The organism is Paenarthrobacter aurescens (assembly GCF_041549525.1).
In the GTDB taxonomy this organism is placed as follows: Bacteria; Actinomycetota; Actinomycetes; order Actinomycetales; family Micrococcaceae; genus Arthrobacter; species Arthrobacter aurescens.
Map to the genome: position 1 here is coordinate 2,243,082 of NZ_CP157456.1, position 23,191 is coordinate 2,266,272.

At 60.3% G+C, this 23,191-nt stretch carries 21 protein-coding genes; 8 read left to right on the forward strand and 13 right to left on the reverse strand.

What is annotated here, in order from left to right:
* The first annotated feature begins 3 nt into the window (after positions 1-3).
* Together ABI796_RS10370 and ABI796_RS10375 are read left to right on the forward strand one after the other, a co-directional pair.
* Positions 4-1,029: an alpha/beta hydrolase gene (locus tag ABI796_RS10370; RefSeq protein ID WP_141283543.1), complete on the forward strand. Its 1,026-nt coding sequence runs from the start codon at positions 4-6 to the stop codon at positions 1,027-1,029.
* Complete coding sequence (locus tag ABI796_RS10375) at positions 1,026-2,099, forward strand: alpha/beta hydrolase (protein WP_141283544.1); 1,074 nt, start codon at positions 1,026-1,028, stop codon at positions 2,097-2,099. Before ABI796_RS10370 ends, ABI796_RS10375 begins: the two co-directional genes overlap by 4 nt.
* A gap of 15 nt (positions 2,100-2,114) precedes the next feature.
* On the opposite strand, the gene ABI796_RS10380 is transcribed toward ABI796_RS10375, so the two are convergent.
* From ABI796_RS10380 to leuA, 3 genes are all read right to left on the reverse strand, one after another.
* The gene (locus ABI796_RS10380; RefSeq protein WP_141283545.1) at positions 2,115-2,939 is read right to left on the reverse strand and encodes an isoprenyl transferase; all 825 of its coding nucleotides are present in this window, start codon (positions 2,937-2,939) and stop codon (positions 2,115-2,117) included.
* Between the two features lie 2 nt (positions 2,940-2,941).
* Positions 2,942-3,694 (reverse strand): DNA repair protein RecO, encoded by a 753-nt coding sequence (gene recO, locus ABI796_RS10385; protein ID WP_024816784.1) that lies wholly within the window; start codon positions 3,692-3,694, stop codon positions 2,942-2,944.
* An 85-nt stretch (positions 3,695-3,779) separates the two neighbouring features.
* Positions 3,780-5,519: a 2-isopropylmalate synthase gene (gene leuA, locus ABI796_RS10390; RefSeq protein WP_011774910.1), complete on the reverse strand. Its 1,740-nt coding sequence runs from the start codon at positions 5,517-5,519 to the stop codon at positions 3,780-3,782.
* A 249-nt stretch (positions 5,520-5,768) separates the two neighbouring features.
* Between leuA and ABI796_RS10395 the strand changes: the two genes are divergently transcribed.
* Positions 5,769-7,721, forward strand: a complete 1,953-nt coding sequence (locus ABI796_RS10395) for a M13 family metallopeptidase (RefSeq protein ID WP_141283546.1) — start codon at positions 5,769-5,771, stop codon at positions 7,719-7,721.
* Between the two features lie 74 nt (positions 7,722-7,795).
* On the opposite strand, the gene ABI796_RS10400 is transcribed toward ABI796_RS10395, so the two are convergent.
* Positions 7,796-9,262 carry an LCP family protein gene (locus ABI796_RS10400; RefSeq protein WP_246095780.1) on the reverse strand — a complete coding sequence of 489 codons (1,467 nt, stop codon included), beginning with the start codon at positions 9,260-9,262 and terminating at the stop codon, positions 7,796-7,798.
* Here ABI796_RS10400 and ABI796_RS10405 point away from each other — a divergent pair, their 5' ends adjacent.
* Complete coding sequence (locus ABI796_RS10405; RefSeq protein ID WP_281283981.1) at positions 9,263-9,385, forward strand: hypothetical protein; 123 nt, start codon at positions 9,263-9,265, stop codon at positions 9,383-9,385. It begins immediately after the preceding gene.
* 76 nt (positions 9,386-9,461) lie between these two features.
* Here the strand turns inward: ABI796_RS10405 and era are convergent, their stop codons facing one another.
* The 4 genes from era to ABI796_RS10425 are packed head-to-tail and all read right to left on the reverse strand — an operon-like array spanning position 9,462 to position 13,306.
* A complete protein-coding gene (gene era / locus ABI796_RS10410) occupies positions 9,462-10,424 on the reverse strand; it encodes a GTPase Era (RefSeq protein ID WP_141283548.1) in 963 nt (320 codons plus the stop codon).
* Positions 10,408-11,739, reverse strand: coding sequence for a hemolysin family protein (locus ABI796_RS10415; RefSeq protein WP_141283549.1), 1,332 nt, complete (start codon positions 11,737-11,739; stop codon positions 10,408-10,410). Before ABI796_RS10415 ends, era begins: the two co-directional genes overlap by 17 nt.
* A complete protein-coding gene (ybeY, locus tag ABI796_RS10420; protein WP_141283550.1) occupies positions 11,736-12,209 on the reverse strand; it encodes an rRNA maturation RNase YbeY in 474 nt (157 codons plus the stop codon). Before ybeY ends, ABI796_RS10415 begins: the two co-directional genes overlap by 4 nt.
* Positions 12,206-13,306, reverse strand: a complete 1,101-nt coding sequence (locus ABI796_RS10425; protein ID WP_141283551.1) for a PhoH family protein — start codon at positions 13,304-13,306, stop codon at positions 12,206-12,208. Before ABI796_RS10425 ends, ybeY begins: the two co-directional genes overlap by 4 nt.
* A gap of 441 nt (positions 13,307-13,747) precedes the next feature.
* Between ABI796_RS10425 and ABI796_RS10430 the strand changes: the two genes are divergently transcribed.
* Entirely contained in the window at positions 13,748-14,620 is an 873-nt protein-coding gene (locus ABI796_RS10430) for a GerMN domain-containing protein (RefSeq protein ID WP_141283614.1), read from the forward strand.
* A gap of 56 nt (positions 14,621-14,676) precedes the next feature.
* On the opposite strand, the gene ABI796_RS10435 is transcribed toward ABI796_RS10430, so the two are convergent.
* Genes ABI796_RS10435 through hrcA form a run of 3 tightly spaced genes read right to left on the reverse strand, consistent with a single transcriptional unit; the run spans position 14,677 to position 17,638 of the window.
* Positions 14,677-15,450, reverse strand: coding sequence for a 16S rRNA (uracil(1498)-N(3))-methyltransferase (locus ABI796_RS10435; protein WP_141283552.1), 774 nt, complete (start codon positions 15,448-15,450; stop codon positions 14,677-14,679).
* Positions 15,451-15,452: 2 nt separating this feature from the next.
* Positions 15,453-16,580 (reverse strand): molecular chaperone DnaJ, encoded by a 1,128-nt coding sequence (gene dnaJ / locus ABI796_RS10440; protein ID WP_141283553.1) that lies wholly within the window; start codon positions 16,578-16,580, stop codon positions 15,453-15,455.
* Between the two features lie 50 nt (positions 16,581-16,630).
* Positions 16,631-17,638 (reverse strand): heat-inducible transcriptional repressor HrcA, encoded by a 1,008-nt coding sequence (hrcA, locus tag ABI796_RS10445; protein ID WP_141283554.1) that lies wholly within the window; start codon positions 17,636-17,638, stop codon positions 16,631-16,633.
* 210 nt (positions 17,639-17,848) lie between these two features.
* Here hrcA and ABI796_RS10450 point away from each other — a divergent pair, with 210 nt between their 5' ends.
* A complete protein-coding gene (locus tag ABI796_RS10450) occupies positions 17,849-18,700 on the forward strand; it encodes a DUF3097 domain-containing protein (RefSeq protein WP_141283555.1) in 852 nt (283 codons plus the stop codon).
* A gap of 122 nt (positions 18,701-18,822) precedes the next feature.
* Positions 18,823-19,236 carry a DUF4870 domain-containing protein gene (locus ABI796_RS10455; protein WP_141283556.1) on the forward strand — a complete coding sequence of 138 codons (414 nt, stop codon included), beginning with the start codon at positions 18,823-18,825 and terminating at the stop codon, positions 19,234-19,236.
* A gap of 3 nt (positions 19,237-19,239) precedes the next feature.
* Here the strand turns inward: ABI796_RS10455 and hemW are convergent, their stop codons facing one another.
* Entirely contained in the window at positions 19,240-20,469 is a 1,230-nt protein-coding gene (gene hemW / locus ABI796_RS10460; protein ID WP_141283557.1) for a radical SAM family heme chaperone HemW, read from the reverse strand.
* Positions 20,470-22,323: a translation elongation factor 4 gene (gene lepA / locus ABI796_RS10465; RefSeq protein WP_026540780.1), complete on the reverse strand. Its 1,854-nt coding sequence runs from the start codon at positions 22,321-22,323 to the stop codon at positions 20,470-20,472.
* A gap of 158 nt (positions 22,324-22,481) precedes the next feature.
* Between lepA and ABI796_RS10470 the strand changes: the two genes are divergently transcribed.
* On the forward strand, positions 22,482-23,024 hold the full coding sequence (locus ABI796_RS10470) for a type II toxin-antitoxin system PemK/MazF family toxin (protein ID WP_141283558.1): 543 nt from the start codon (positions 22,482-22,484) through the stop codon (positions 23,022-23,024).
* The last annotated feature ends 167 nt before the right edge of the window (positions 23,025-23,191 follow it).

Sequence of the window (23,191 nt, forward strand, 5' to 3'; positions counted from 1 at the left end):
GCCATGGAGTGGACCGCCGATATATTGGGACCCGATTTCCAGTCCTGCGGCCTTGACGCCACGGGCGTCGATGGCGTGAGCCGACATGCCACTTTGATCCGGCACCGGCTCCCGTCCGGGAAGCAGACTCACGACGACGGCCAGTCACCGCCGAAGCGCACTGGTGCTGTGCTGTTCCTCCACGGTTGGAGCGACTACTTTTTCAACACCGAGCTGGCCGGTTTCTGGGCAGAGCAAGGCTACGATTTCTATGCGCTGGACATGCACAACCACGGACGGAGCCTCCAGGCAGACATGCCCGGCGGCTACGTGGCAAGCCTGACCGACTACGACGCCGAAATTGAAAAAGCCATCCACATCATTCACGGCGATCGCCCTGACTCCCAAAAAGGGAGCCTGACACTGATGGGCCATTCAACCGGAGGATTGGTGGCCGCGTTATGGGCCAGCCGCCATCCGGACGATGTCCAGTACCTGATCCTGGACAGCCCGTGGCTGGAAATGCACGGCAGTTCGCTGGTGCGGCGCGCCGCGCAGGCCATGGTGTCGCCAATAGCCCGCCTTCGACCCGAAACTGTCTTGAGGTTGCCGGAGCGCGGCTTCTACTTCAGGAGCATCAGCAGCACAGCCGAAGGTGAATGGACTCTGGATGAAAACTACCGGCCACCGCTTGCGTTCCCGGTCCGCGCAGGTTGGCTGAGTGCTGTGTTCGCCGGCCATTCACAGGTAGCGCGTGGCCTGAAGTTGGAGATGCCGGTCCTTGTCCTGACCTCAACCACCAGCGCCAACGGCATGGTGTGGCAGGAATCAATGCGCCGTTCGGATGCCGTGCTGGATGTCAGTGTCATCGCCTTACGGGCCATGGCTTTGGGCAGGACAGTTACGTTGGAACGCATAGACGGCGCCCTCCACGATGTCTTTCTTTCGGCCCCGGCTGTTCGGAAAGACGCCTATGCGCGGCTTGCGCGGTGGGTCAATGGATTCATGGACACCAACGAGCCAGGGCATCGGCGGGAAGGAGACACATGACCACCACGGAGGAGACGGTTTCACTATGGAAGCCTGACGTACTGGGGCACGGCTACGAGTGCATGGACCTGCCGATGAAAGCTGATGAAGAGGGGCCGGTCAAAGCGACCCTCATCAGGTACGCACCTCCGGCAGCCCAGCCAGCTCCGCAAGGGGTCCTTGACTTCCTCGCGTCCTTTACCAAGCGCAAACGGCGCCCCGCACCCGCGGATCCCGGAGGAGCCCCGAGGGTTGTTCTCTATTTGCATGGATGGGCCGACTACTTCCTGCAGACCGAACTGGCCGAGTACTTGACGGCGTCCGGCTTTCATTTCTACGCCCTGGACCTGCGGAAGTTCGGCCGAAGTCTGTTGCCGGGACAAACGCCTGGCTACACCTCGGACCTGGGCATATACGACCAAGACCTCGCCGCTGCCCTTCATGAGATAGAACGGGACATTGCTTCACGAACCGGTAATGCGACGCCGCCCACCATTCACATGCTGGCCCATTCGCTGGGTGGGCTGATCGCCGCTCTATGGGCTGACCGCAATCCGGGACGGTTGGGCACACTCGTCCTGAATTCGCCCTGGCTTGAGCTCCAGGGAAGCAGCCTCGTCAGAAGCATCGCCATGCACCTGGTGGAACCCTTTGCACGGACAGACCCCAAGCGTCCCTTCAGATTCCCCGAAATGCCCGCCTACTGGGAAAGCGTCAGCAATGAGGGACACGGTGAATGGATGCTGGATCCTGTATGGCGGCCGCGGGCTTCCTTTCCCATTCGTGCCGGATGGACAAAGGCGGTTCTCGCCGGCCACGCCGCAGTAGAACGCAAGCTCAACATCGACGCACCTGTGCTGGTACTCCTGTCCGGAAGAACCCGGATCCAGGCCGAATGGACTGCCGATCTCATGCGCGCTGACGCGGTGATTGATGTTGAGGAAACTTCACGGCGGGCCCTCGGCCTCGCCCGCCGAACTGCTGTGTTCCGCTACCCCGGCGCCCTGCACGACGTATTCCTCTCACGGCGCACGGTCCGTCAGCAGGCCTACCGGGACGTGGCTGTGTGGTTGGCGGCATATCCCTACTGACTTAACATGCACGTGCTACTTTGCCGCGGGTGCGGCGTCCACCGCCCCGCCATAGCGACGATCGCGTTGTGCGTAAATTTCAACCGCTTCCCACAAGGTCCGCCTGTCCACATCCGGCCATAAGGTGTCCATAAAAACGAACTCCGCATAGGCCGATTGCCACAGCAGGAAGTTGGAGAGCCTTTGCTCCCCCGAACTGCGGAGAAAGAGGTCTACATCAGGAAGGTCCGGCTCATCCAGATACTTCTGAATCGTTTTCTCCGTCACCGATCCTGGCCTAAGACGGCCGGCGGCGACGTCGTGCGCAATGGCTGAAACGGCGTCGGCAATTTCTGCCCGGCCACCGTAATTAACACACATGGTCAAGGTGCAGGTGTCATTGGCACGGGTGAAATCCTCGGCCTCCTCCAACTCCTTGATCACCGAACCCCACAAGCGGGGGCGGCGCCCAGCCCAGCGAATGCGGACGCCCCAATCATCGAGTTGGTTACGCTGGCGTCGTAGTACATCCTTGTTAAATCCCATAAGGAATCGGACTTCTTCGGGTGAGCGGCGCCAGTTCTCGGTGGAAAATGCGTAAACGCTGACGTATTTGATTCCCAGTTCGATCGCCCCGGCCATGACGTCCAGAAGCGCCGGTTCGCCGGCCTTATGCCCCTCTATCCGTGGCAGGCCCCGTTGATTGGCCCAGCGCCCGTTGCCGTCCATGACAATAGCCACGTGCTGCGGAATGAACTCGCTGGGGATGCTTGGCGGCACTGCCCCGGAAGGGTGCCTGTAAGGGGGGACCACAGGAGCAGTCCTTGCCACGGTTGTTTTGCTCTTCTTTCCCAATACCACTATTAGCTTCGCTCCACGTGTTTGAGTGATTTCAAGGCCCGTTCGAGGTGCCACTGAAGGTAGCTTGCCACCAGGCCGGCAGCCTCCCGTCGGTGCCGCGGATCTGAAGCATCGGCAACGCTCCACGTACCAGTCAACAGGGCACCGAGCAACACCACCGTCTCCGGTGCCGGGGCCGGTGAGCCTGGAGGCCTGCAGTCGCTGCACACCATACCCCCAACGGGAGCGGCGAATGCCGTGTGAGGACCCGGGCGGCCGCACCGTGCACAATCGGTGAAACTCGGTGCCCAGCCGCCGGTGGCCAGTGCCCGCAATAAATAGGAGTCCAGAATGAGTTCCGGCGGATGGTCCGAGCGGCTCAGGGCCGCCAGGGCTCCAACCAGCAGATTGTAGTGGGCGGTTCCCGATTCGGTATCTGCATCCGTTAGCTTCTCGGCAGTTTCCGTCATGGCCGCGGCCACAGTAAAACGCCCGTAGTCAGCGGCGATACTGCTTCCGTAAGCACCTTTCGCCACGGCCTGGGTAACAATGTCCAAGGTCCGGCCTTGGACAAGTTGCAAATCTGCCACCATAAAAGGTTCCAGACGTGCTCCAAAACGGCTGCTGGTCCTGCGGACCCCCTTGGCGACGGCACGAACCTGACCATGATGCTTGGTCAGTAAAGTGATGATTCGATCCGCTTCGCCCAGCTTGTGGGTGCGGAGCACCACGGCGTCGTCCCTATAGGACCGCGCTGCAAACGACGGATTGGCCACAACTAATCTTCGCACTATGCCAGGGTCCGGCGGTGTTCGCCGGACCGTGTGGTGACGGAATTTACCGTCACCACACTCAGCGTTCTTACGCCTGGGCATCCCGGACGGCCCGGTTTACTGCCGAAATCAGGGCCTTGAGCGATGATGTGGTGGTGCTGGGATCAATGCCCACACCCCACAGAACGCGTTCACCCACAGCGCACTCAACGTATGCTGCCGCGCTTGCGCTACCGCCTTCGGACAGTGCGTGCTCGCTGTAGTCCAGCACGCGCACGTCAACACCGTCGTGGTGCAAGATATCCAAGAGGGCAGCAATCGGACCGTTGCCATGGCCCGTACGGCGGACTTCGACGCCGTCGATCCGCAGGTTGGCGTTCATGGTCATCGCACCGGACTCATCTGTCTCGGTGCTCACGCTGCCCAAGCCGTAGCGGCCCCACTGGGCCTGCTCTTCGTCAGAGGGCAAGTACTCGTCCTGGAAAATCTGCCACAGCTGGGCGCCACTGACCTCGCCGCCCACGGCGTCGGTGCGCCGCTGGATGACCCCGGAGAACTCAATCTGTGCCCGGCGAGGCAGATCCAGATTGTGCTCGTTCTTCAACAGGTAAGCCACGCCGCCCTTGCCGGACTGAGAGTTGACCCGAATCACGGCCTCGTAGCTGCGTCCCAGATCCTTGGGATCGATAGGCAGGTAAGGCACCTGCCAGGTGAAGTCATCAACCGACTTCCCCGCAGCAGCGGCATCCTTCTCCAGCGCCTCGAAACCCTTCTTGATGGCATCCTGGTGCGAGCCTGAAAAAGCGGTGAAGACGAGATCGCCACCGTACGGCGAACGCTCCGGTACGGGCAACTGGTTGCAGTACTCAACGGTCCGGCGGATTTCATCGATATCCGAGAAATCAATCATGGGGTCCACGCCCTGCACGAACATGTTCAGACCCAGCGTTACCAGGTCCACATTGCCGGTGCGTTCGCCGTTGCCGAACAGGCAGCCCTCAATACGATCGGCACCCGCCAGGTAGCCGAGTTCTGCCGCGGCTACCCCTGTTCCACGGTCATTGTGCGGGTGGAGGGAAATGATGATTCCTTCCCGAGGGTGCAGGTTTCGGTGCATCCACTCGATGGAATCGGCGTAAACGTTGGGGGTGGCCATTTCAACCGTGGCCGGCAGGTTGATGATGACCTGCTTGTCCGCAGATGCCTCGAAGACGTCCGCAATGGCATTGCATACGCGGGCTGCGTATTCCAGCTCGGTCCCCGTAAAGGACTCCGGTGAGTACTCGTACGTGATGTGTGTATCGGTCAGCGTCTCTTCGTACTTCTTGCAAAGACGCGCTCCCTGCAGGGCAATGTCCAGAATGCCGTCCTCGTCCTGGTTAAAGACGACCCGACGCTGCAGTACCGACGTGGAGTTATAGAGGTGCACAATCGCCTGCTTGGCGCCGACCAGGGATTCGTAGGTGCGCTCAATGAGATGCTCACGTGCCTGTGTCAGAACCTGGATGCTGACGTCGTCAGGAATGTGGCCGCCTTCAATGAGCTGGCGGACGAAGTCGAAATCGGTCTGCGACGCCGAGGGGAAACCAACCTCAATCTCTTTGTAGCCCATCTTCACCAGCAGCTGGAACATCTTCAGCTTGCGGGCAGGGCTCATGGGATCGATCAGGGCCTGGTTACCATCGCGCAGGTCAACTGCGCACCAGCGCGGGGCCTTTGTGATGACCTTGTCCGGCCAAGTGCGATCCGGAACCTCCACAGTGATCTGGTCCTGGAAGGGCAGGTAGCGGTGAATCGGCATACCGGAGGGCTTTTGTGCATTACGCATGACGTGTGGCCTTTTCTCTAAGAACTAAGTGAAAGCTTAGCCGGACACAACGGAACTCCGCGGCGAGGATGGCCCAGCTTCAGATAGCTTTCAGGCCTCGCCGCGGCAGCTAAGAAGAAGCATCGCCGTACGCACAAATTCACAGTAACACGATGCGTATGATGACAGTGCAACACCTCATGCAACGTCCACTATGCAGACGCCGCGACGGTGGAAACGCCGGCTGCAGTGTCCACACAAGGAGCCACAGTGCCACAGTCGGGGATATCTCTTTCCAATATCGATCACAGCGTCCGGCCCCAGGATGACCTCTATCAACATGTCAACGGCGCGTGGCTCGACAGCACTACAATCCCCGACGACAGGCCGCTTGAAGGTACTTTTACGGCCTTGCGGGATGGCGCCGAACTGGCTGTCAAGGCCATCATCGAAGAGGCAGCGGCGAAGGGACAGACGGCCACCGGCATTGAACAGAAAGTCGGCGGTCTGTATGCCAGCTTCATGGACGAAGAAGCAGCTGAGAAAAAGGGCATGGAGCCTGTGCGTGGCCGTCTTGAACAGGTACGGGCGGTAGCCTCTGCAGAGGAGCTGGCAAGCCTCATAGGGCGGTTGTTCCGCTCAGACATCTCAGGCCTCTTTTCCATTTACCCCGCACCTGATGCGGGCAACCCTGAACGTATCCTCCTCTACATAGGTCAGGGCGGCCTCGGCCTTCCGGACGAGTCTTATTACCGCGAGGAAAAGTTCGCGCCCATTGTCTCTGCCTACGGGGACTACATTGCCAAACTGTTCAAACTGGCGGGCATCCCGGACGCGGACGCGGCTTCACAAAGAATCGTCGCCCTCGAGACTGCTCTGGCGTCCCACCACTGGGACAACGTGACCTTGCGGGATCCCCAAAAGACATACAACCTCAAGACTGCTGAGGAAGCCGAAGCACTGTTCCCCTTGCTCGACACCTGGTTCCAGGCGGCAAGGGTTGAACAAGACAAGCGGAACGAAATTGTTGTGAGTACTCCGGACTTCTTTGCAGGGGCTGCAGCGCTGCTGAAATCCGAGCCATTGGAAACCTGGAAGGAGTGGCTGACTCTCCGGGTTCTCAGCTCCGCCGCGCCATACCTGTCTTCCGCTTTTGTTTCCACCAACTTTGATTTCTACGGCACCACCCTCAGCGGTACACCGCAGAACAAAGAGCGGTGGAAGCGCGGGGTGGCGGTGGTCGAGGCGGCCCTGGGCGAAGCTGTGGGCCAGATCTATGTTGATCGGCATTTCCCTGCCGGACACAAAGCAAGGATGGAGACACTGGTCTCAAACCTGATCGAAGCGTATCGGGAGAGCATCACGGCCCTTGGGTGGATGGGTGAGGAAACCAAGAAGGAGGCCCTGAAGAAGCTGGACGCCTTCCGCCCGAAAATTGGTTTCCCGGACAAGTGGATCGACTACTCCGCAGTGGAGATCGACCCCAGCGATCTCCTCGGGAACGTGGAGCGTGCACACGACGCGGATGTTGACCGGCACTTGGATGAGATCGGGAAGCCCGTAGACCTCACAAAGTGGCTCATGACTCCCCAGACGGTAAATGCCTATTACCATCCCATGCTCAACGAGATCGTTTTCCCCGCGGCTATTCTCCAGCCTCCGTTCTTTACTGCCGATGCCGATGACGCTGTGAACTATGGCGGCATCGGTGCAGTGATCGGACACGAGATCGGCCACGGATTCGATGACCAAGGCTCCCAGTTCGATGGCAGCGGAGCACTTCGTAATTGGTGGACCGAGGACGACCGTACGGCCTTTGAGGCCCTGACGGCCAAGCTGGTTGCCCAGTACGACGCCCTATCGCCCTACGCAGCTCCGGACCATAAGGTCAACGGCAAGCTGACCTTGGGTGAGAACATCGGCGACCTCGGAGGCTTAACCATCGCCTACAAGGCATACCTCTTGAGCCTGAACGGCACGGAGCCCGAGGTGCTTGACGGCTTCACAGGCTTCCAACGGTTCTTCATGTCGTGGGCAGCCGGTTGGCGCCAGGTGATCCGGACTGAAGAAGCCATCCGAAGACTGGCCACTGATCCCCACTCCCCCAATGAATTCCGGACCAATGCCATAGCCCGGAACCTCGACGCCTTCCATGCAGCATTCGGCGTGACCGAGGGGGACGGCATGTGGATGGCGCCCGGGGAACGCGTCAGCATCTGGTAGCTCCCAAAACCAAAGGCCGGGTCAGTTGGTAACTGGCCCGGCCTTCATGTTCATCTACCCTCGGCGACGCTCTGCTATTGCTCGATGTACAGGGGATTGACCTGCTGGCACACGGCATCACTGGCCGTTTGGTTTACCACATCGGAAGGTACAGATGCCGCGCCGTACGCAGTACCAGTGCCGAAATCTGTACCCACGTAGAGCTGAACGCCAGCTACACCCGGAGCTTCTTGAACCTGCGCCGCGGGGATGCCGAAAAGTGCAGCGACGTCGGCAGCGACGTCAGCGAATCCGGAGCCGTAGTAAAGCACCGTCTGATCCACCGGGTTGGCCAGGTAGGAGACAGCTTGGGTAAAACCGTTTCCTGTGAGGACAGTCATGAGTTCCTGCGCCCTGGTAGGAACGCCGCTGCCATTGGCAACAGCCACCGGCTGGATTGCTTTGTCGTAAGCCGGCGGGGCGGGCGTGGTAGCTGTCGGCTGTGGGGCCGGGCTTTCGCTGGGGGCAGGCGTGGACGTCGCACCAGGGTTCGTGAGATCGAGATCTGCTCGAAGCGCCGCGAAGAGCTGTGATGCCTGCGGCTCCACCAGTTCCAACCGGTTGAGGTCAGCGGCGGCCTGCTGCGTGGGCACGGCAACGAAAGCTACCTTGGACACATCAATATCCTTCAGCCGCCCACCAATGGTCAGCAGCGACGGAACTGATGCCAGGCCCTCATCAACGGTCAGGTTCTTGGTGACCACGTCTGCGATCTGCAGCAGTCTCTGCGGGTTCCCAAGAGTGCCCTCGTCCTTAAGCTTCCTCGTCAGGGATGAGAGGAACGCCTGCTGGCCCTTGATGCGGCCAAGGTCCCCTCCGTCACCGAACGCATGCCTGGTTCGCAGGAAAGCCAAGGCTTGTTCGCCTTCCACCATGGAGTCGCCCTTGGGCAGGCGAAGCCGGGAATCCGGGTCAAAAACGGGATCACTGACGCAGACGTTGACGCCGCCAACAGCGTGGGAGAGCTCCTTGACGGCATTGAAGTCCGCCATCATGAAGTGGTCGATTTCCAAGCCCGTGAGGTTGTTGACCGTATCCACGGCACAACCAATTCCAGCTTCCGCCATGGCCTCGTTGATCATGACTCCGCTACGGGCGGGAAAGGTCTGGTTGTTGGTGCGGTCAGTACATTGGGGAACGTCCACCAGGAGGTCCCGCGGGAAACTCAGGACATTGACGCGTTTATTGTCCGCTGAAATGTCCAACAGCATCATGACGTCGGAGTGGCCGTAACCGGTGGAGTCTTCAGTACTGCCGTACTCCGCGTTCTTGCCATCACGGGTATCGGATCCCAGGATCAGGATCTGCAAGCGATCCGTCTTGTCATCAGCCAAGGGATCACCGGCATTACGGGTTTCCCCGGCGGTCAGCGGCGCCTTGGTGATGTTGGTCTGTAGTCGAATGAACCAGAAAGCGGCAAAGGCGACGCCGGCAACCAGGGCAACAGAGACTACGCCGGTAACAATTTTCAACCAAAGCGGCAGCCCCTTGGGCGCCTTCATATGGCGAGGGGTACCATCGGCATCCTCACCATGGCGAGCCCCGGCAGGGCCGGCGGTGCCGGTGCCCTGCGGGCGGGCGTCACGACGTCGCACTATTTGGTTTACCTTTCATCAAACAGCTGAATCCCCGCAATCATAGTTGCCGTTTCTGGGAAGTTCCTTATCGGGACCCAAGCCACGCCGGATCCAGAGGTGCCAATCAGAAGCCCAGCTTGACCAATTGTTTGGGATCGCGCTGCCAATCCTTGGCCACTTTGACGTGAAGATCGAGGTAGATCCGGGTACCCAGCAGCGTCTCAATCCCCTTGCGGGCGTTGGTTCCCACCTCACGCAAACGGCTGCCACCCTTACCGATGATGATGGCCTTCTGGGAGGGCCGCTCAACGTAGAGATTTACCCGAACATCCAACAGCGGGTTGTCCTCGGTCCGACCCTCGCGGGGAACGATCTCCTCCACCACAACTGCCAATGAGTGGGGAAGTTCATCGCGGACACCCTCCAAGGCTGCTTCGCGAACGAGCTCAGCGATCATGACGGCTTCTGGCTCGTCAGTCAGCTCGCCATCAGGGTAAAGAGGCGGTGAGGACGGCATATGACTGATCAGGACATCGGCAACGGTAGAAACCTGGAAACCATCCGCAGCTGAAACGGGCACGATGTCGGCCCACCCCTGCTCACCCAGTACATCGCGTCCCAGCGCGGCGACCGCGAGCAATTGCTCCGTCAACGCCTGACGGTCCACGAGGTCCGTCTTTGTCACCAGCGCCACGATGGGCTTACGTCCGACGGCGGCCAGCTGAGCTGCAATGTACTTGTCGCCTGGGCCGATCTTTTCGTTGGCCGGCAGGCAGAAACCAATGGCATCCACTTCGGCCAGGGTATCGGCAACCAACTCATTCAGGCGCTTACCCAGCAGCGTCCGGGGGCGGTGAAGGCCCGGAGTGTCCACAAGAATCAGTTGGGCATCCTCGCGGTGGACAATACCCCGGATGGTGTGCCGCGTTGTTTGTGGCTTAGCAGAGGTTATGGCCACCTTTTGCCCCACAAGAGCGTTGGTCAGCGTGGACTTTCCCGCATTGGGACGGCCCACAAGCACCGAGAAGCCCGCGTGGAAGCCACCGAAATCTGCGTCGGCGTCGAATTTCTTATTTTGCTTGCTCACGTGGAACTCCCTGTTGCGTTAAGTCGGCGTCGTCGAGTAGGTCTTCAAAGTCAGTGTCTTCCTTTGGCATGGCTGCCGCAATGATGTGGCTGACCCTGTTTCGGCGACCCTCCAGCCTATCGGCCCTGAGCGATATTCCATTCACATCAACGGCGCTTCCCACAATGGGGACCTGGCCAAGCGCCTTTGCCAGCAGGCCGCCCACCGTATCCACTTCGTCGTCGTCCAGATCAATGTCGAAAAGTTCGCCCAGGTCATCAATGCTCATACGGGCACTGACCCGGTATGTGCCGTCACCGAGGTCAACCGCCTCTTCGGCGGCGGCGTCGTATTCATCCACGATCTCGCCAACGATCTCCTCAATGAGATCCTCAAGGGTGACCAATCCGGCGGTGCCGCCATATTCGTCGATCACGATGGCCACATGGGTGGACTCCTTTTGGAGTTCCCTGAGAAGATCACTCACCGGCTTGGATTCCGGAACATAACGTACGTCGCGGGCCAAGGAGTCGACGTCGTGTGCTTGCAGTCCCGGCTCCCGCCGATGCATGGCCGCAGCAACGTCCTTGAGGTAGAGAATTCCCCGGATCTGGTCAGTGTTCTCCCCGATCACCGGGATCCGTGAGTAGCCCGACCGCAGGAAAAGGCCCATGGCCGTCTCCAGATCCGAGCCAGTACCAATGCTGACAATGTCCGTGCGGGGAACCATGACAGAACGCACCAACGTGTCGCCGAAGTCAAAGACCGAATGAATGAGTTCTGCCTCATTGTCTTCGATCATGTCCGATTCCGCGGCACGATCAACAAATTCGCGGAACTCTTCTTCACTGACGAAAGCATCGTCCCCACTCGGTGCACCGGGGGCAACAGCCTGCCCCAATGCCACCAGCCAGCCTGGGATAGGCCCCAGTATCCAGCAGAGAAACCTGATAAGCGGTGCCGTGAACCGGACAACGGGCCCGGAATGCGCCCGGCCCAACTGCCTGGGGGAAACACCTACCAGAACAAAACCAATCACGGCCATGATGCCCGTGGCCGCAAGGCCCGCGAGCCAAACGTTGTCCAACAAACTGTGCAAAACCACCGCGACGGCAACTGCCGCCGCCATCTCAAACCACACACGCCAGAAACGCAGGGCGCGCATGTGCGCAATGGGGTTCTTGAGGATGCCCCCAAGCGCCTTACCTTTGCTCCGTACTATGGATTGTTCGGCCTCATGGCGGGGCAGGAAGTTGAACGCAGCCTCGGCTGCGGTCAACAAAGCCACGAAGCTGAGGAAAACCAGCGCCATGCCGACCAGGATGATCGAGGTCACTGCATGGTCTCCATGGGGGCATCCTTGCCCAGGAATTCAGACAGCAGTTCCCGCTGCAAACCGAACATTTCTTCTTTTTCCTCCGGCTCGGCATGGTCAAAGCCCAGCAGGTGAAGAATGCCATGGGTGGTCAGAAGCAGCATCTCATCCTGCGTAGCGTGGCCGGCGTTGCGTGCCTGCACCTCGGCAACCTGCGGGCAGATGGCGATGTCGCCCAGCATGCCTTGCGGGGTGGGCTTATCCGGAGTGCCCGGCGTCAGTTCGTCCATAGGTACGGAGAGAACATCGGTAGCTCCAGGCTCATCCATCAGTTCGATGTGAAGTTTTTCCATGGCCGGTTCATCGACCAGGAGGATGGAAAGCTCCGCTTGGGGGTGGATGTACAACCGCTCAAAGATAAAGCGCGACAACGTCACCAGCCGGGCCTCGTCCACCGCTACACCGGACTCGTTGTTTACTTCAATGCTCATTTACGTTCTCCACGTTTGTACTGCGTTCCGGAGGTGTACTGCGATTTAGCGGCGTCGCTGCTGTGCGCGTCATCCCAAGCGCCGTAAGCGGAGACGATGTCGGCAACCAGACGGTGCCGTACGACGTCTGTTGCCTCCAGGATGGAGAAATTGACGTCATCAATTCCCTTCAGGATTTCCCGGACGATCCGCAAGCCCGACGTCGAACCGGACGGGAGGTCGATCTGTGTGACATCTCCGGTGACCACCATTTTTGAACCGAAACCCAGACGAGTGAGGAACATCTTCATCTGCTCCGGCGTGGTGTTCTGTGCTTCGTCGAGGATGATGAAGGCGTCATTCAACGTGCGTCCGCGCATGTACGCCAAGGGGGCTACTTCGATGGTCCCGGCAGCCATCAGGCGTGGAATGGACTCGGGATCCATCATGTCGTGCAAGGCGTCATACAGCGGGCGAAGATAGGGATCGATTTTATCGCTCAGCGTGCCGGGCAGAAAGCCCAGCCTCTCCCCCGCTTCCACTGCGGGCCGGGTCAGGATGATCCGGCTGACTTCCTTGGTCTGCAGGGCCTGCACGGCCTTGGCCATCGCCAGATACGTCTTTCCTGTGCCCGCCGGGCCGATGCCAAAAATCACGGTGTTGTCATCAATGGCGTCAACATAGTTCTTCTGATTCAGCGTTTTGGGCCGTATGGTCTTACCCCTGCTGGAAAGAATGTTGTGCGTCAGGACATCGGCCGGATTCTGGACTGACTGGGCCCTCAAAAGCGAAACCAGCTGCTGGAGGACGTCCGGAGTGACCACGGTTCCTTTTGCTACGAGCCCACGGACTTCCTCCAAAAGGCGCATGACGCGTGGAATAACGGTGGAAGGACCTGTCATGGAAAGCTCGTTGCCCCGGACATGGAAACTTACGTCCTGGAACTGTTCCTCAATGTAGCGCAAGGCTTCGTCGTGGCTGCCCAACGAGTGAACCATCTGGTCGGAGTTGTCGAACGTGACAACTTCCGTGCGCGTACCCGGTAGTGTGTGCGGGAACTCGGTGGGCGGCAGGTTGCCGTTTCCGGTCCTGAGCCGCCCGTTCAAAGATTCACTCATAGTGCTGGCCTCAGGCCTTTTCTCCTCCGGTTGGTCCTATTAACGCCATCGATTCGACATTCGCGACCGCTAAGAGGCGCTCGTCCGAGATGCCGGAATGTCTTCAATCCTACGCCAGCCCGGCGTTCAAGGAACCGAAATCCGCGGCAACACCGGCCCCTCTCCGTCATGTCACACGTTTTGTCTCAACTCCGCATCAAGCGGGTATCAATCCTGTTTCAGTTGGCGCCCGTCCGCCCAATCCCGGCCGACCGCCGTCGACGATGTGCCAAGCTGGCATAGCGGGTGGCATCAGCACCCTGCTGCCCGGCCCTCGCGGCCGGGGATCGGCGGCACCTGCTGCCACACCGGATACATGAAGGCAGGACACCCATTACGGAGCCAGTAACCATCAAAGATGGCGCGCGCAGGCGGACCAAGTCCCTCTCAGCGGTGCCTGCGATGCTTGCTGCCCTTCTGCTGACGGGATGCATTGCCAATGGCGGCGGCAGCGCGGCCGGGGTGACTTCCCCGCCAGTCACCATTGCAGACGCACCAGCCAGCCACGCTCCACTGGAAACTACGCAGGCCTCCACAAAAATACCGGTGTATTGGATTGGCCGCAGCAAGGAAGAGGTCTACCTCTACCGCGAGTTCAGGGACATCTCCAGCGATGGAAACCCCGTAACCACCGCACTGAAGATCATGATGTCCGAAAAGCCATTGGACCACGACTTCTTCACACCCTGGCAGGCACCGGAAAACCTGGCCACGTCCATCTCCGGCAAGAACGTCATCACCGTCGACATCTCCCGGGATGCGTTCAACTCGAACCTCGACGCTGGAATGGCGCAGCGCGCCGTCCAACAGTTGGTCTATACAGCTACAGCAGCAGCCTCCTCCTCAGGCCTGATCAACTCCGGACAACAAATCCAAGTTGTCATCCTGGTTGACGGGCACACGGACTACATGGCCTTCGGCCAAGTCAAACTTGGCCAACCCATGGAACGAAATGCCTCCCTGGTAGCACCTCTGTGGATCATCGACCCCCAAGAGGAAACAACATTGCCAACAGGTGTGGTCAAGTTCAATGGCCGCAGCACGGACAGCTCAAAACCGGTCAGCTGGCAGATTCTCCAAGAAAACAACAAGGGCGAAAAGACCAGCCTTTTCACCGGACAAACCCAAGCCACCGGCGACCCCGGTCAATACGGCGTCTTCAACTTCAGTGCCCAATTGAAGGCCGGAAAATATGAGTTGCGGGTCTCGCAGGTGGACGAAGCCGGCGCAACCATCGAGACGAGCACCGACACCCGCATATTCAACGTCGGATAACCGCGTGCCCTAGGGGCGGCAGCCTACCAACGGCGGTGACTACCAGCGGCCGTTGTCTACCAGCGGCCGAGGACGTCGCTGGCCAGCACGACGGCGGCGGGTCCCGCCGTCGAAGACCTCAAGACATGGTGACCCAACAGTGCCGTCACCGCACCCGCGTCGCTGAGCCGCGTCACCTCACGCGGGGCGATTCCACCCTCCGGCCCCACGATCAGGAGCACCTCGCGGGAAGTCCCTGCCTGTCCTTCCATGACCGCAAGTGTCTCCTCAAGGACAGCCCTTAAGGGGTTCTTCGCATCTTCATGGAGGATGATGGCTGCATCAGCAGCCGCCACGGCTTTCGCCAAGGCGCCTGTGTCCACTATGGAACGTACCTCGGGAATCCAAGCACGTCGCGCCTGTTTGGCTGCCGCAGTGACCACTGACTGCCACTTGGCGTGCGCCTTGACGGCCCTATCGCCTTTCCAGCGCACGATTGCCCGCTCGGACTGCCACGGAATGACTGCATCAATTCCAAGCTCGGTAGCAGTCTCGATGGCTAGTTCGTCGCGATCGCCCTTCGCTAACGCCTGAACCAGGACCAGCCGGATTTCCGGCTGGTCCTCGACGAGGATCTCCGACGCCTGCACGGTGAGGGTGCTCGAACCGGTGTCCATCACGGTGCCGATCAACCGCGCGCCCGCACCGTCCGCTATGTCCACCGGCTCGCCTACAGCCAATCGCTTGACTGTGACAGCGTGGCGGGCTTCAGCGCCCTCCAGGACGAACGTAGAGCCGGGGCTCAACTGACCGAAGCTACCCGCCGGTGCAAAGAAAACCGGGTTGCTCACCGCTACAGGTTACCGAGCTTGTCGCGAAGTTTTGCGAACATCCCGCCGCTGGCCACAAGCTTTCCCTCGGTAAACTGCTCACCGCGGAGCTTGGCCAACTGCTGCAGGAGTTCTTCTTGGGCGGGGTCGAGCTTGGTGGGGGTCTCCACGTGCAAGTGCACCTTCAGGTCGCCTCGGCCGTAGCCCCGGAGGTGCGTCACACCCAGGCCGCGCAGAGTGATGACTTCTCCGGATTGGGTTCCGGCCTTGACGTCAATGTCCTGGGCGCCGTCGAAGGTGTCCAGCTGCAATTCAGTGCCAAGTGCCGCCGCGGTCATGGGCACACTCAGTGTGGCATGGAGGTCGTCGCCTTCACGCATGAACATGGAATCGTTGTTGACCCGGATCTCCACGTAGAGATCACCGGAGGGGCCTCCTGCCGGTCCCGCTTCACCCTGCCCGGAGAGCTGAATGCGCGTACCAGTGGCAACACCGGCGGGAACCTTGATGGTCAGTGAACGGCGGCTGCGGATGCGGCCCTGCCCGCTGCACTCATTGCAGGGGTCCTTAATGACCGTGCCGAAGCCCTCACACGAACCGCAAGGGGCGGTTGTCATGACCTGGCCGAGGATCGACCGGACAGCCCGCTGGACCTGACCGCTGCCACCGCAAATATCGCAGCGTTCCGGGTGTGTCCCCGGGCGGCAGCAACTGCCATCACATGTGGGGCAGATGACGGCGGTGTCCACTTCGAGCTTCTTGTTGACGCCGAACACGGCGTCCTTCAAGTCGATGCGGACGCTGATGAGCGCATCCTGGCCCCGACGGACACGGGAGGCAGGGCCGCCCTGGCCGCCACCCCCGCCAAAGAAGGTGTCAAAGATGTCCTGGAACGCGAAGCCCTGGCCGGCATAGCCGCCACCGTATCCGTTGTCGGTGCCGTTCTCATTGCCCGTGGCGTCGTAGACGCGGCGCTTCTGGGGATCGGACAACACCTCGTAGGCGTGCGTCACGGCCTTGAACTGTTCCGCGACATCCTCGCCCGGGTTTACGTCGGGGTGGAGTTTCCGCGCCAACTTGCGGTACGCCTTTTTGATCTCTTCCCCGGTGGCTTCCGGCGAGACTCCCAAAACGTCATAGTGGCTGCTCAAAGTCGGTATCTCTTCCTTGTTGTACTGCGGATGTTTCCTCGGGCCGGTGTTCAGCCGCCGAGAATGCGGGAAAGGTAACGGGCCACGGCGCGAACGGCTGCCATGGTAGTGGGATAGTCCATGCGTGTAGGACCAAGAATCCCCACTTTGGCTCCGGATCCGTAACCGGTTGCCACGACTGACGCCTCCGCCAGACCGTCGTAAGGATTCTCACGTCCAATGCTTACGGTCACGCCCCGGGGATCATCCCCCATGTCAGACAACAACCGAAGCATGACAACTTGTTCCTCGAGTGCTTCCAGAACAGGCCCAATGCTTAGGGGGAAGTCCACGTTGGACCGGGCCAGGTTCGCTGTTCCGGCCATCAGGATCCGCTCTTCACGGCTGGTGTCGCTCAATGACTGCAGCCCTTGGGCCAAAGTCTGCGCCAGGCCGCGAAGCTCCGGAGGACAAAGTGCCACCACCGACGGAAGTACCTGCGGCAAAAGAGCCAGCTGGGTGCCTGCAATATTGCCCAGGAACCGGGACCTCAGAAGCATTAGCGCCTCGTTGCCCACATCGGTGCCGGCATCGATGACCTTCTGCACCACGCTACCGGTGTCAGCGATCAACACCACGAGGACCTGATGAGGGGCCAGCAGGACGAATTCCACGTGACGGACCAACGCCCGGTGTGACTGCGGGTACTGAACGACCGCCACCTGGTTTGTCAGCTGGGACAGAAGCCTTACTGTGCGCTCCAGGATGTCGTCAACATCATCAGGACCCTCAAGTAAGGAGTGGATGGCCCGGCGTTCGGCTGCAGATAATGGTTTGACCTGGGAAATGCGGTCAACGAACAAGCGATAGCCCTTGTCCGTGGGGATTCGGCCTGCGCTGGTATGGGGCGCGGCAATAAGGCCTTCTTCTTCCAGGACAGCCATGTCATTCCTGATGGTGGCGCTGGAAACGCCAAGATGGTGGCGTTCTACAAGGGCCTTCGATCCAACAGGTTCCCTGGAATGCACGTAGTCTTCAACGATGGCACGCAGCACCTCGAGCTTGCGCGGCTCACTCATTGCTCCACCTCCTGACGACTGCCTTGGCCCATTCGACCGGTCAACGCGGGGTCTCACCGGAGCCCCACACTTAGCACTCAACATGCCCAAGTGCTAACAAGTCTAGTATGAGCCACCCCGTTGTTAGCATTGAAACCTGCCGTCGGGCGGCTCAGGCCCGCACTATGAACCAGCACACCACCATGAACCAGCACAAAAGGTAGGAATCCCGTGGCTTTGAACAATTGGGGTCCGCAGGATCTTTCCGCTCCAGCCAAGAAGCAACTGCCCGAAGTTGCCGTTCAACGCGGAATGGTCCTTGAGGACGTTCAATCGGGCTGGGTGGGCGAAGTCACGCGTGTGGAGAAATCCGGCGGCATGCATGTGGTATCCCTTGAGGACCGGCGCGGTAAGACCAAGTCCTTCCAACTGGGATTCGGCTTCCTCCTCGAGGGGCAAGCCATCCGGTTGATGCCTCCCGCCCCGCGGGCTGCCACCTCCGCAGTTCCCGCCGGGCGGACGGCTTCAGGCTCGGTGAAAGTGCAGGGTCAGCGGGCCCAGGTAGCGAAGGCCAGCCGGATTTGGGTGGAAGGAAAGCACGACGCCGAGCTTGTGGAGAAGGTCTGGGGTGACGACCTCCGGGTGGAGGGCATCGTGGTGGAACCACTCCATGGCGTTGATGACCTGAAGTCAGCAATCGCAGACTTCAACCCCGGCCCGGGCCGCAGGCTTGGCATCCTCGTGGACCACCTCGTCCCGGGCTCCAAGGAGTCCCGAATCGCCGCCGATGCCATGACAGTACCGGGGGCAGCAGGGAACGTCTTGATTGTGGGACACCCCTATGTGGATGTGTGGCAGGCCATCCGGCCGAAGGTTCTGGGCATTGATGCCTGGCCCGCAGTGCCCCGGGGAATCGATTGGAAAACCGGGATCCTCAGCGCATTCGGCTGGCCGCACGAGACCGCGGAGGACATAGGCTTGGGTTGGCAACGGCTCCTGGGTGCGGTCCGCACTTATGCCGACCTCGAGGCCTCGCTCCTGGGACGGGTGGAGGAAGTCATCGATTTCCTGACTGTTCCCTGATTCGGGCTTCCTCTTGTATCAGTAACTACCGTGTCAATGGGGCGCATGTCCCGGGAAGTGCGCTGGGGCCGGTATTCTTGGACAGCAACACCGCACCATTTTTACAGCAAAGGGAAGACACCGTGGCAGATAACGCTCCTGAAGAACCGGGCAGCGCCGCAGGCCGGCCCCAGTACCATGGCGCGCCTGCCAACGCACTCCCCCTGACGGCCAGCGAGGACAGGCAATGGGCTACCCTGGCCCATTTTGGCGGCATCCTGGGGTGCCTGCCGTCCCTTTTGATCTACTTGATTTTCAAGGATCGCGGACCGTTCACAGCGCAGGAATCCAAAGAAGCACTGAACTTCACGTTGCCTCCCACCATTGCCGCCGTGCTGGCAAACATCCTGGTTTTGCTGCCTGTTGTTGGCAACATCTTCGCCGTCATCGCTACCGCAATCTGGGTGGCCCTGACGTGCTTCTCCGTTTCGGCGGGCATCCGCGTAAACCACGGGCAGCCTCACCGCTACAAAATCAACCTCCGCTGGATTAAGTAGAGGTCAGTCGGGCAGGAGCCTTCGGACTACGGCGTCAGCCAGGAGCCGACCCTTCAGGGTCAGGACGAGCCTGCCCTTGAACGCCTGTACAGGGTCCACCAGTTGGTCGGCAATGAGCCCGGCCATCGCGTGCCGTCCGATCGCGCCCAAGGCATCCACGGACAATCCTGTGCCAAGCCGGGCTTCAAGCATGATCCGCTCGACTTCCCGGGTTTCGGCGTCGAGGGTTTCGCGTCCGGCGGCCGGAGAGCTTCCGCTCCCCAACCTCCCGGCGTAAGCAGTGGGATGCTTAACGTTCCACCACCTGACGCCCCCGACGTGCGAGTGGGCGCCGGGTCCAATGCCCCACCAGTCGTCCCCGCGCCAGTAAGCAAGGTTGTGGCGGCACGCCTGCTCCGGTGTTCGCGACCAGTTGCTGACCTCATACCAGCCCAAGCCCGCTTCGGAGATCATCTTGTCCGCCAGCTCGTACTTGGAAGCGTGGTCGTCGTCGTCAATACCGGGCACCTCACCGCGGCGTATCTGGGCGGCAAGTTTGGTGCCGTCCTCCACGATCAAAGCGTAGGCACTGATGTGATCCGGCTCGTAAGAGAGCGCAGTCTCAAGGGAGAACTGCCAATCAGCCATGGATTCTCCGGGCGTGCCGTAAATGAGATCCAGGCTCACGGCAAGTCCCGCTTCACGCGCCCACTGCACCACCAGGGGTACCCGACTCGGCGTATGGGTGCGGTCCAGCACCTTCAGAACGTGCGGTACGGCAGACTGCATACCGAAGGAGACGCGGGTGAAACCTGCGTCGGCCAAAACCTTCAGGGACTCCGGAGTCACGGAATCGGGATTGGCCTCCGTGGTCACTTCGGCACCGGGCTCAAGGCCCCAATGGTCGACGGCAGCCCGCAGGATCCTTGCCAGATCTTCTGCAGGAAGAAGGGTGGGAGTACCTCCACCAAAGAAAACAGTGCTGAGGGGACGGCGGGGCAAACCTGAGGCATCCAAGGCCACCGAAGCAAAGTCCAGCTCAGAGACAGCCGTGGAAGCGTAGGCATCCTGAGAGGCACCCCCGCCGAGCTCCGTGGCCGTATAGGTGTTGAAATCGCAGTAACCGCATCGGACAGCGCAGAACGGTATGTGGACATAGAGCCCGAACTTGCGGTGCTCGACGCCGGCCAACACCTGCGGAGGCAAAATGCCATCCGCAGGTGCCGGGTCGCCCAAAGGTAGGACGCTGGGCATTTACTTCTTGGCCTTGTCCTTGGATTCATCAGTGGTGAGGGCTGCGATAAATGCCTCCTGGGGCACTTCCACGCGACCCACCATCTTCATGCGCTTCTTGCCTTCCTTCTGCTTCTCCAGCAGTTTGCGCTTACGGGTGATGTCACCGCCGTAGCACTTGGCAAGAACATCCTTGCGGATAGCCCGGATACTCTCACGCGCAATAATGCGTGATCCGATGGCGGCCTGAATGGGCACCTCAAACTGCTGCCTGGGAATAAGCTCGCGGAGCTTGCCAGTCATCATCACACCGTAGGCGTACGCCTTATCGCGGTGGGTGATGGCACTGAAAGCATCAACTTGTTCACCCTGAAGCAGGATGTCCACCTTGACGAGGTCGGCAACCTGCTCGCCGTCGGCCTTCCAGTCCAGCGAGGCGTAGCCCCTGGTCTTGGACTTCAGGAGGTCGAAGAAGTCGAACACGATCTCAGCCAGCGGGATCCAGTAGCGAAGTTCCACACGGTCCTCGGACAGGTAATCCATTCCGCGCATTTGGCCACGGCGGCTCTGGCAGAGTTCCATGATGGACCCAACAAATTCATTGGGCGCCAGAATGGTTGCCGAAACCATCGGCTCGCGCACCTCGGAAATCTTGCCTGTGGGGTATTCGCTCGGGTTGGTGACGTGAATGACTTTTTTGTCCTCGAGCGTTACCTCATACTCCACGTTGGGAGCAGTAGAGATGAGGTCCAGGTTGTATTCACGCTCAAGACGCTCACGGGTGATCTCAAGGTGAAGCAAACCCAGGAATCCTACGCGGAACCCAAAGCCAAGCGCGGCTGAGGTCTCGGGCTCGTAGACCAGCGCAGCATCGTTGAGCATCAGCTTTTCCAGGGCATCACGAAGGACCGGGTAATCCGTTCCATCCAACGGGTAAAGACCGGAAAAGACCATTGGCTTGGCGTCGGCGTAGCCGCTGAGCGACTCCGACGCCGGCTTGGCAAGGTTAGTGACAGTATCGCCAACCTTGGACTGGCGGACGTCCTTCACACCGGTGATCAGGTAACCCACCTCGCCGACGCCCAGGCCCTTGGACGGCGTGGGCTCCGGGGAACTGACACCAATCTCCAAGAGCTCGTGCGTCGCCCGGGTGGACATCATTTGGATGCGTTCGCGCGGGTGGAGCATGCCGTCCACTACACGGACGTAGGTGACCACGCCGCGGTAGGTGTCATAGACCGAGTCGAAAATCATGGCGCGGGCCGGGGCGTCGGGATCACCGACGGGCGCGGGGAGATCGCGGACAATCTTGTCCAGCAGAGCCTCTACGCCTACGCCGGTTTTGCCGGACACCTTGAGAACGTCCTCCGGATCGCCACCGATCAGGTTGGCAAGCTCCGCAGCGTACTTCTCGGGCTGTGCGGCCGGGAGGTCGATCTTATTCAGCACGGGAATGATGGTGAGGTTGTTTTCCATCGCCAGGTACAAGTTGGCGAGGGTCTGCGCCTCAATACCCTGTGCCGCATCCACCAAAAGCACTGCGCCTTCACAAGCTGCCAGGGAGCGGGAGACCTCGTAGGTGAAGTCGACGTGGCCGGGAGTATCGATCATGTTCAGCGCGTAGCTGTTGCCATCAAGTTCCCAGGGCATGCGAACAGCCTGTGACTTGATGGTGATGCCGCGCTCACGTTCGATATCCATACGGTCCAGATACTGGGCCTTCATGTCGCGTTGCTTAACGACGCCGGTGTACTGCAGCATGCGGTCGGCCAAGGTGGACTTACCGTGGTCAATGTGGGCAATGATGCAGAAGTTCCGGATGATGGCCGGATCTGTTGCGGCGGGCACCGGTGCGGTGCGGGCCATGGGAGACACGCAGGATCCTTACTGTCGACACTCGCGCGGTAGTTCCCGCCACTGGGCATAGCCAGCCGGAACACGCCGCGCATCTGATCCTCTAGTCTCCCATGAACCGGCGCTTCGCCGTACATTGCGTGCCGGGCGTTCTCAGGACCCAGCTGTAGCGTTGTCACATGGCATTCGACTTGCGCCCCTTGGGCAAATTTCTCCTGCGATCATTCAAGGCACTCGGGGGCAGCAGCACCAAGGCCGGCACTCCATCCCGGGCGTCCGGGCAGAGTTCCGCGCGGCAGCGGAGCCGGCAGGCCGTCGTCGAGCGTCAACCCGGTTCCTACCCTGGCGACTTTCAAGGAAAGGCTTCAGTACGCTACTCCCCCACACCTGATGGCCAACCGGATCCGGGCGAGATCGTGTGGAGCTGGGTGCCCTACGAAGAGGATCACACGCAGGGAAAAGACCGGCCTGTACTCCTTATTGGGCGGGACGGGCAGTGGCTTCTGGGGCTGATGCTCACATCCAGGGATCACGACAACGGCAGCCGGGCCGGGGACTACATTGATATCGGAACCGGCTCCTGGGATCGACAAGGCCGACCAAGCGAAATTAACGTGGGCCGCATCATTCGACTGGACCCACACGCTATTCGGCGCGAGGGCGCGGTACTGGAAAAGTCCAGGTTCCAAGAGATAGCCAAAGCCCTTCAAGCGCGTCGTTAGCGGGAATAAGCTGCAAGTCTGCGTGAGTCCGTACTTTCTGCTATCCTTTATAGCTGTGTGTCCGTGCAGGTCGACGGCCACTCATGGTTGGCTGCCATAGGCATCCCCACGCCGCTCAGTCGATGGCCAACCTGAAAACCCTCTAGACCATTTCCGCATTAAAAAGA

What these genes read in the sequence shown, in the direction of transcription:
- ABI796_RS10430 (WP_141283614.1), top strand. Translation starts at nt 13,748, where the DNA reads ATGCTTGCTGCCCTTCTGCTGACGGGATGCATTGCCAATGGCGGCGGC.
- ABI796_RS10375 (WP_141283544.1), top strand. Translation starts at nt 1,026, where the DNA reads ATGACCACCACGGAGGAGACGGTTTCACTATGGAAGCCTGACGTACTG.
- ABI796_RS10425 (WP_141283551.1), bottom strand. Translation starts at nt 13,306, where the DNA reads ATGAGTGAATCTTTGAACGGGCGGCTCAGGACCGGAAACGGCAACCTG.
- hrcA (WP_141283554.1), bottom strand. Translation starts at nt 17,638, where the DNA reads ATGAGTGAGCCGCGCAAGCTCGAGGTGCTGCGTGCCATCGTTGAAGAC.
- ABI796_RS10470 (WP_141283558.1), top strand. Translation starts at nt 22,482, where the DNA reads ATGGCATTCGACTTGCGCCCCTTGGGCAAATTTCTCCTGCGATCATTC.
- leuA (WP_011774910.1), bottom strand. Translation starts at nt 5,519, where the DNA reads ATGCGTAATGCACAAAAGCCCTCCGGTATGCCGATTCACCGCTACCTG.
- ABI796_RS10370 (WP_141283543.1), top strand. Translation starts at nt 4, where the DNA reads ATGGAGTGGACCGCCGATATATTGGGACCCGATTTCCAGTCCTGCGGC.
- ABI796_RS10405 (WP_281283981.1), top strand. Translation starts at nt 9,263, where the DNA reads ATGGCGAGGGGTACCATCGGCATCCTCACCATGGCGAGCCCCGGCAGG.
- hemW (WP_141283557.1), bottom strand. Translation starts at nt 20,469, where the DNA reads ATGCCCAGCGTCCTACCTTTGGGCGACCCGGCACCTGCGGATGGCATT.
- ABI796_RS10400 (WP_246095780.1), bottom strand. Translation starts at nt 9,262, where the DNA reads ATGAAGGCGCCCAAGGGGCTGCCGCTTTGGTTGAAAATTGTTACCGGC.
- ybeY (WP_141283550.1), bottom strand. Translation starts at nt 12,209, where the DNA reads ATGAGCATTGAAGTAAACAACGAGTCCGGTGTAGCGGTGGACGAGGCC.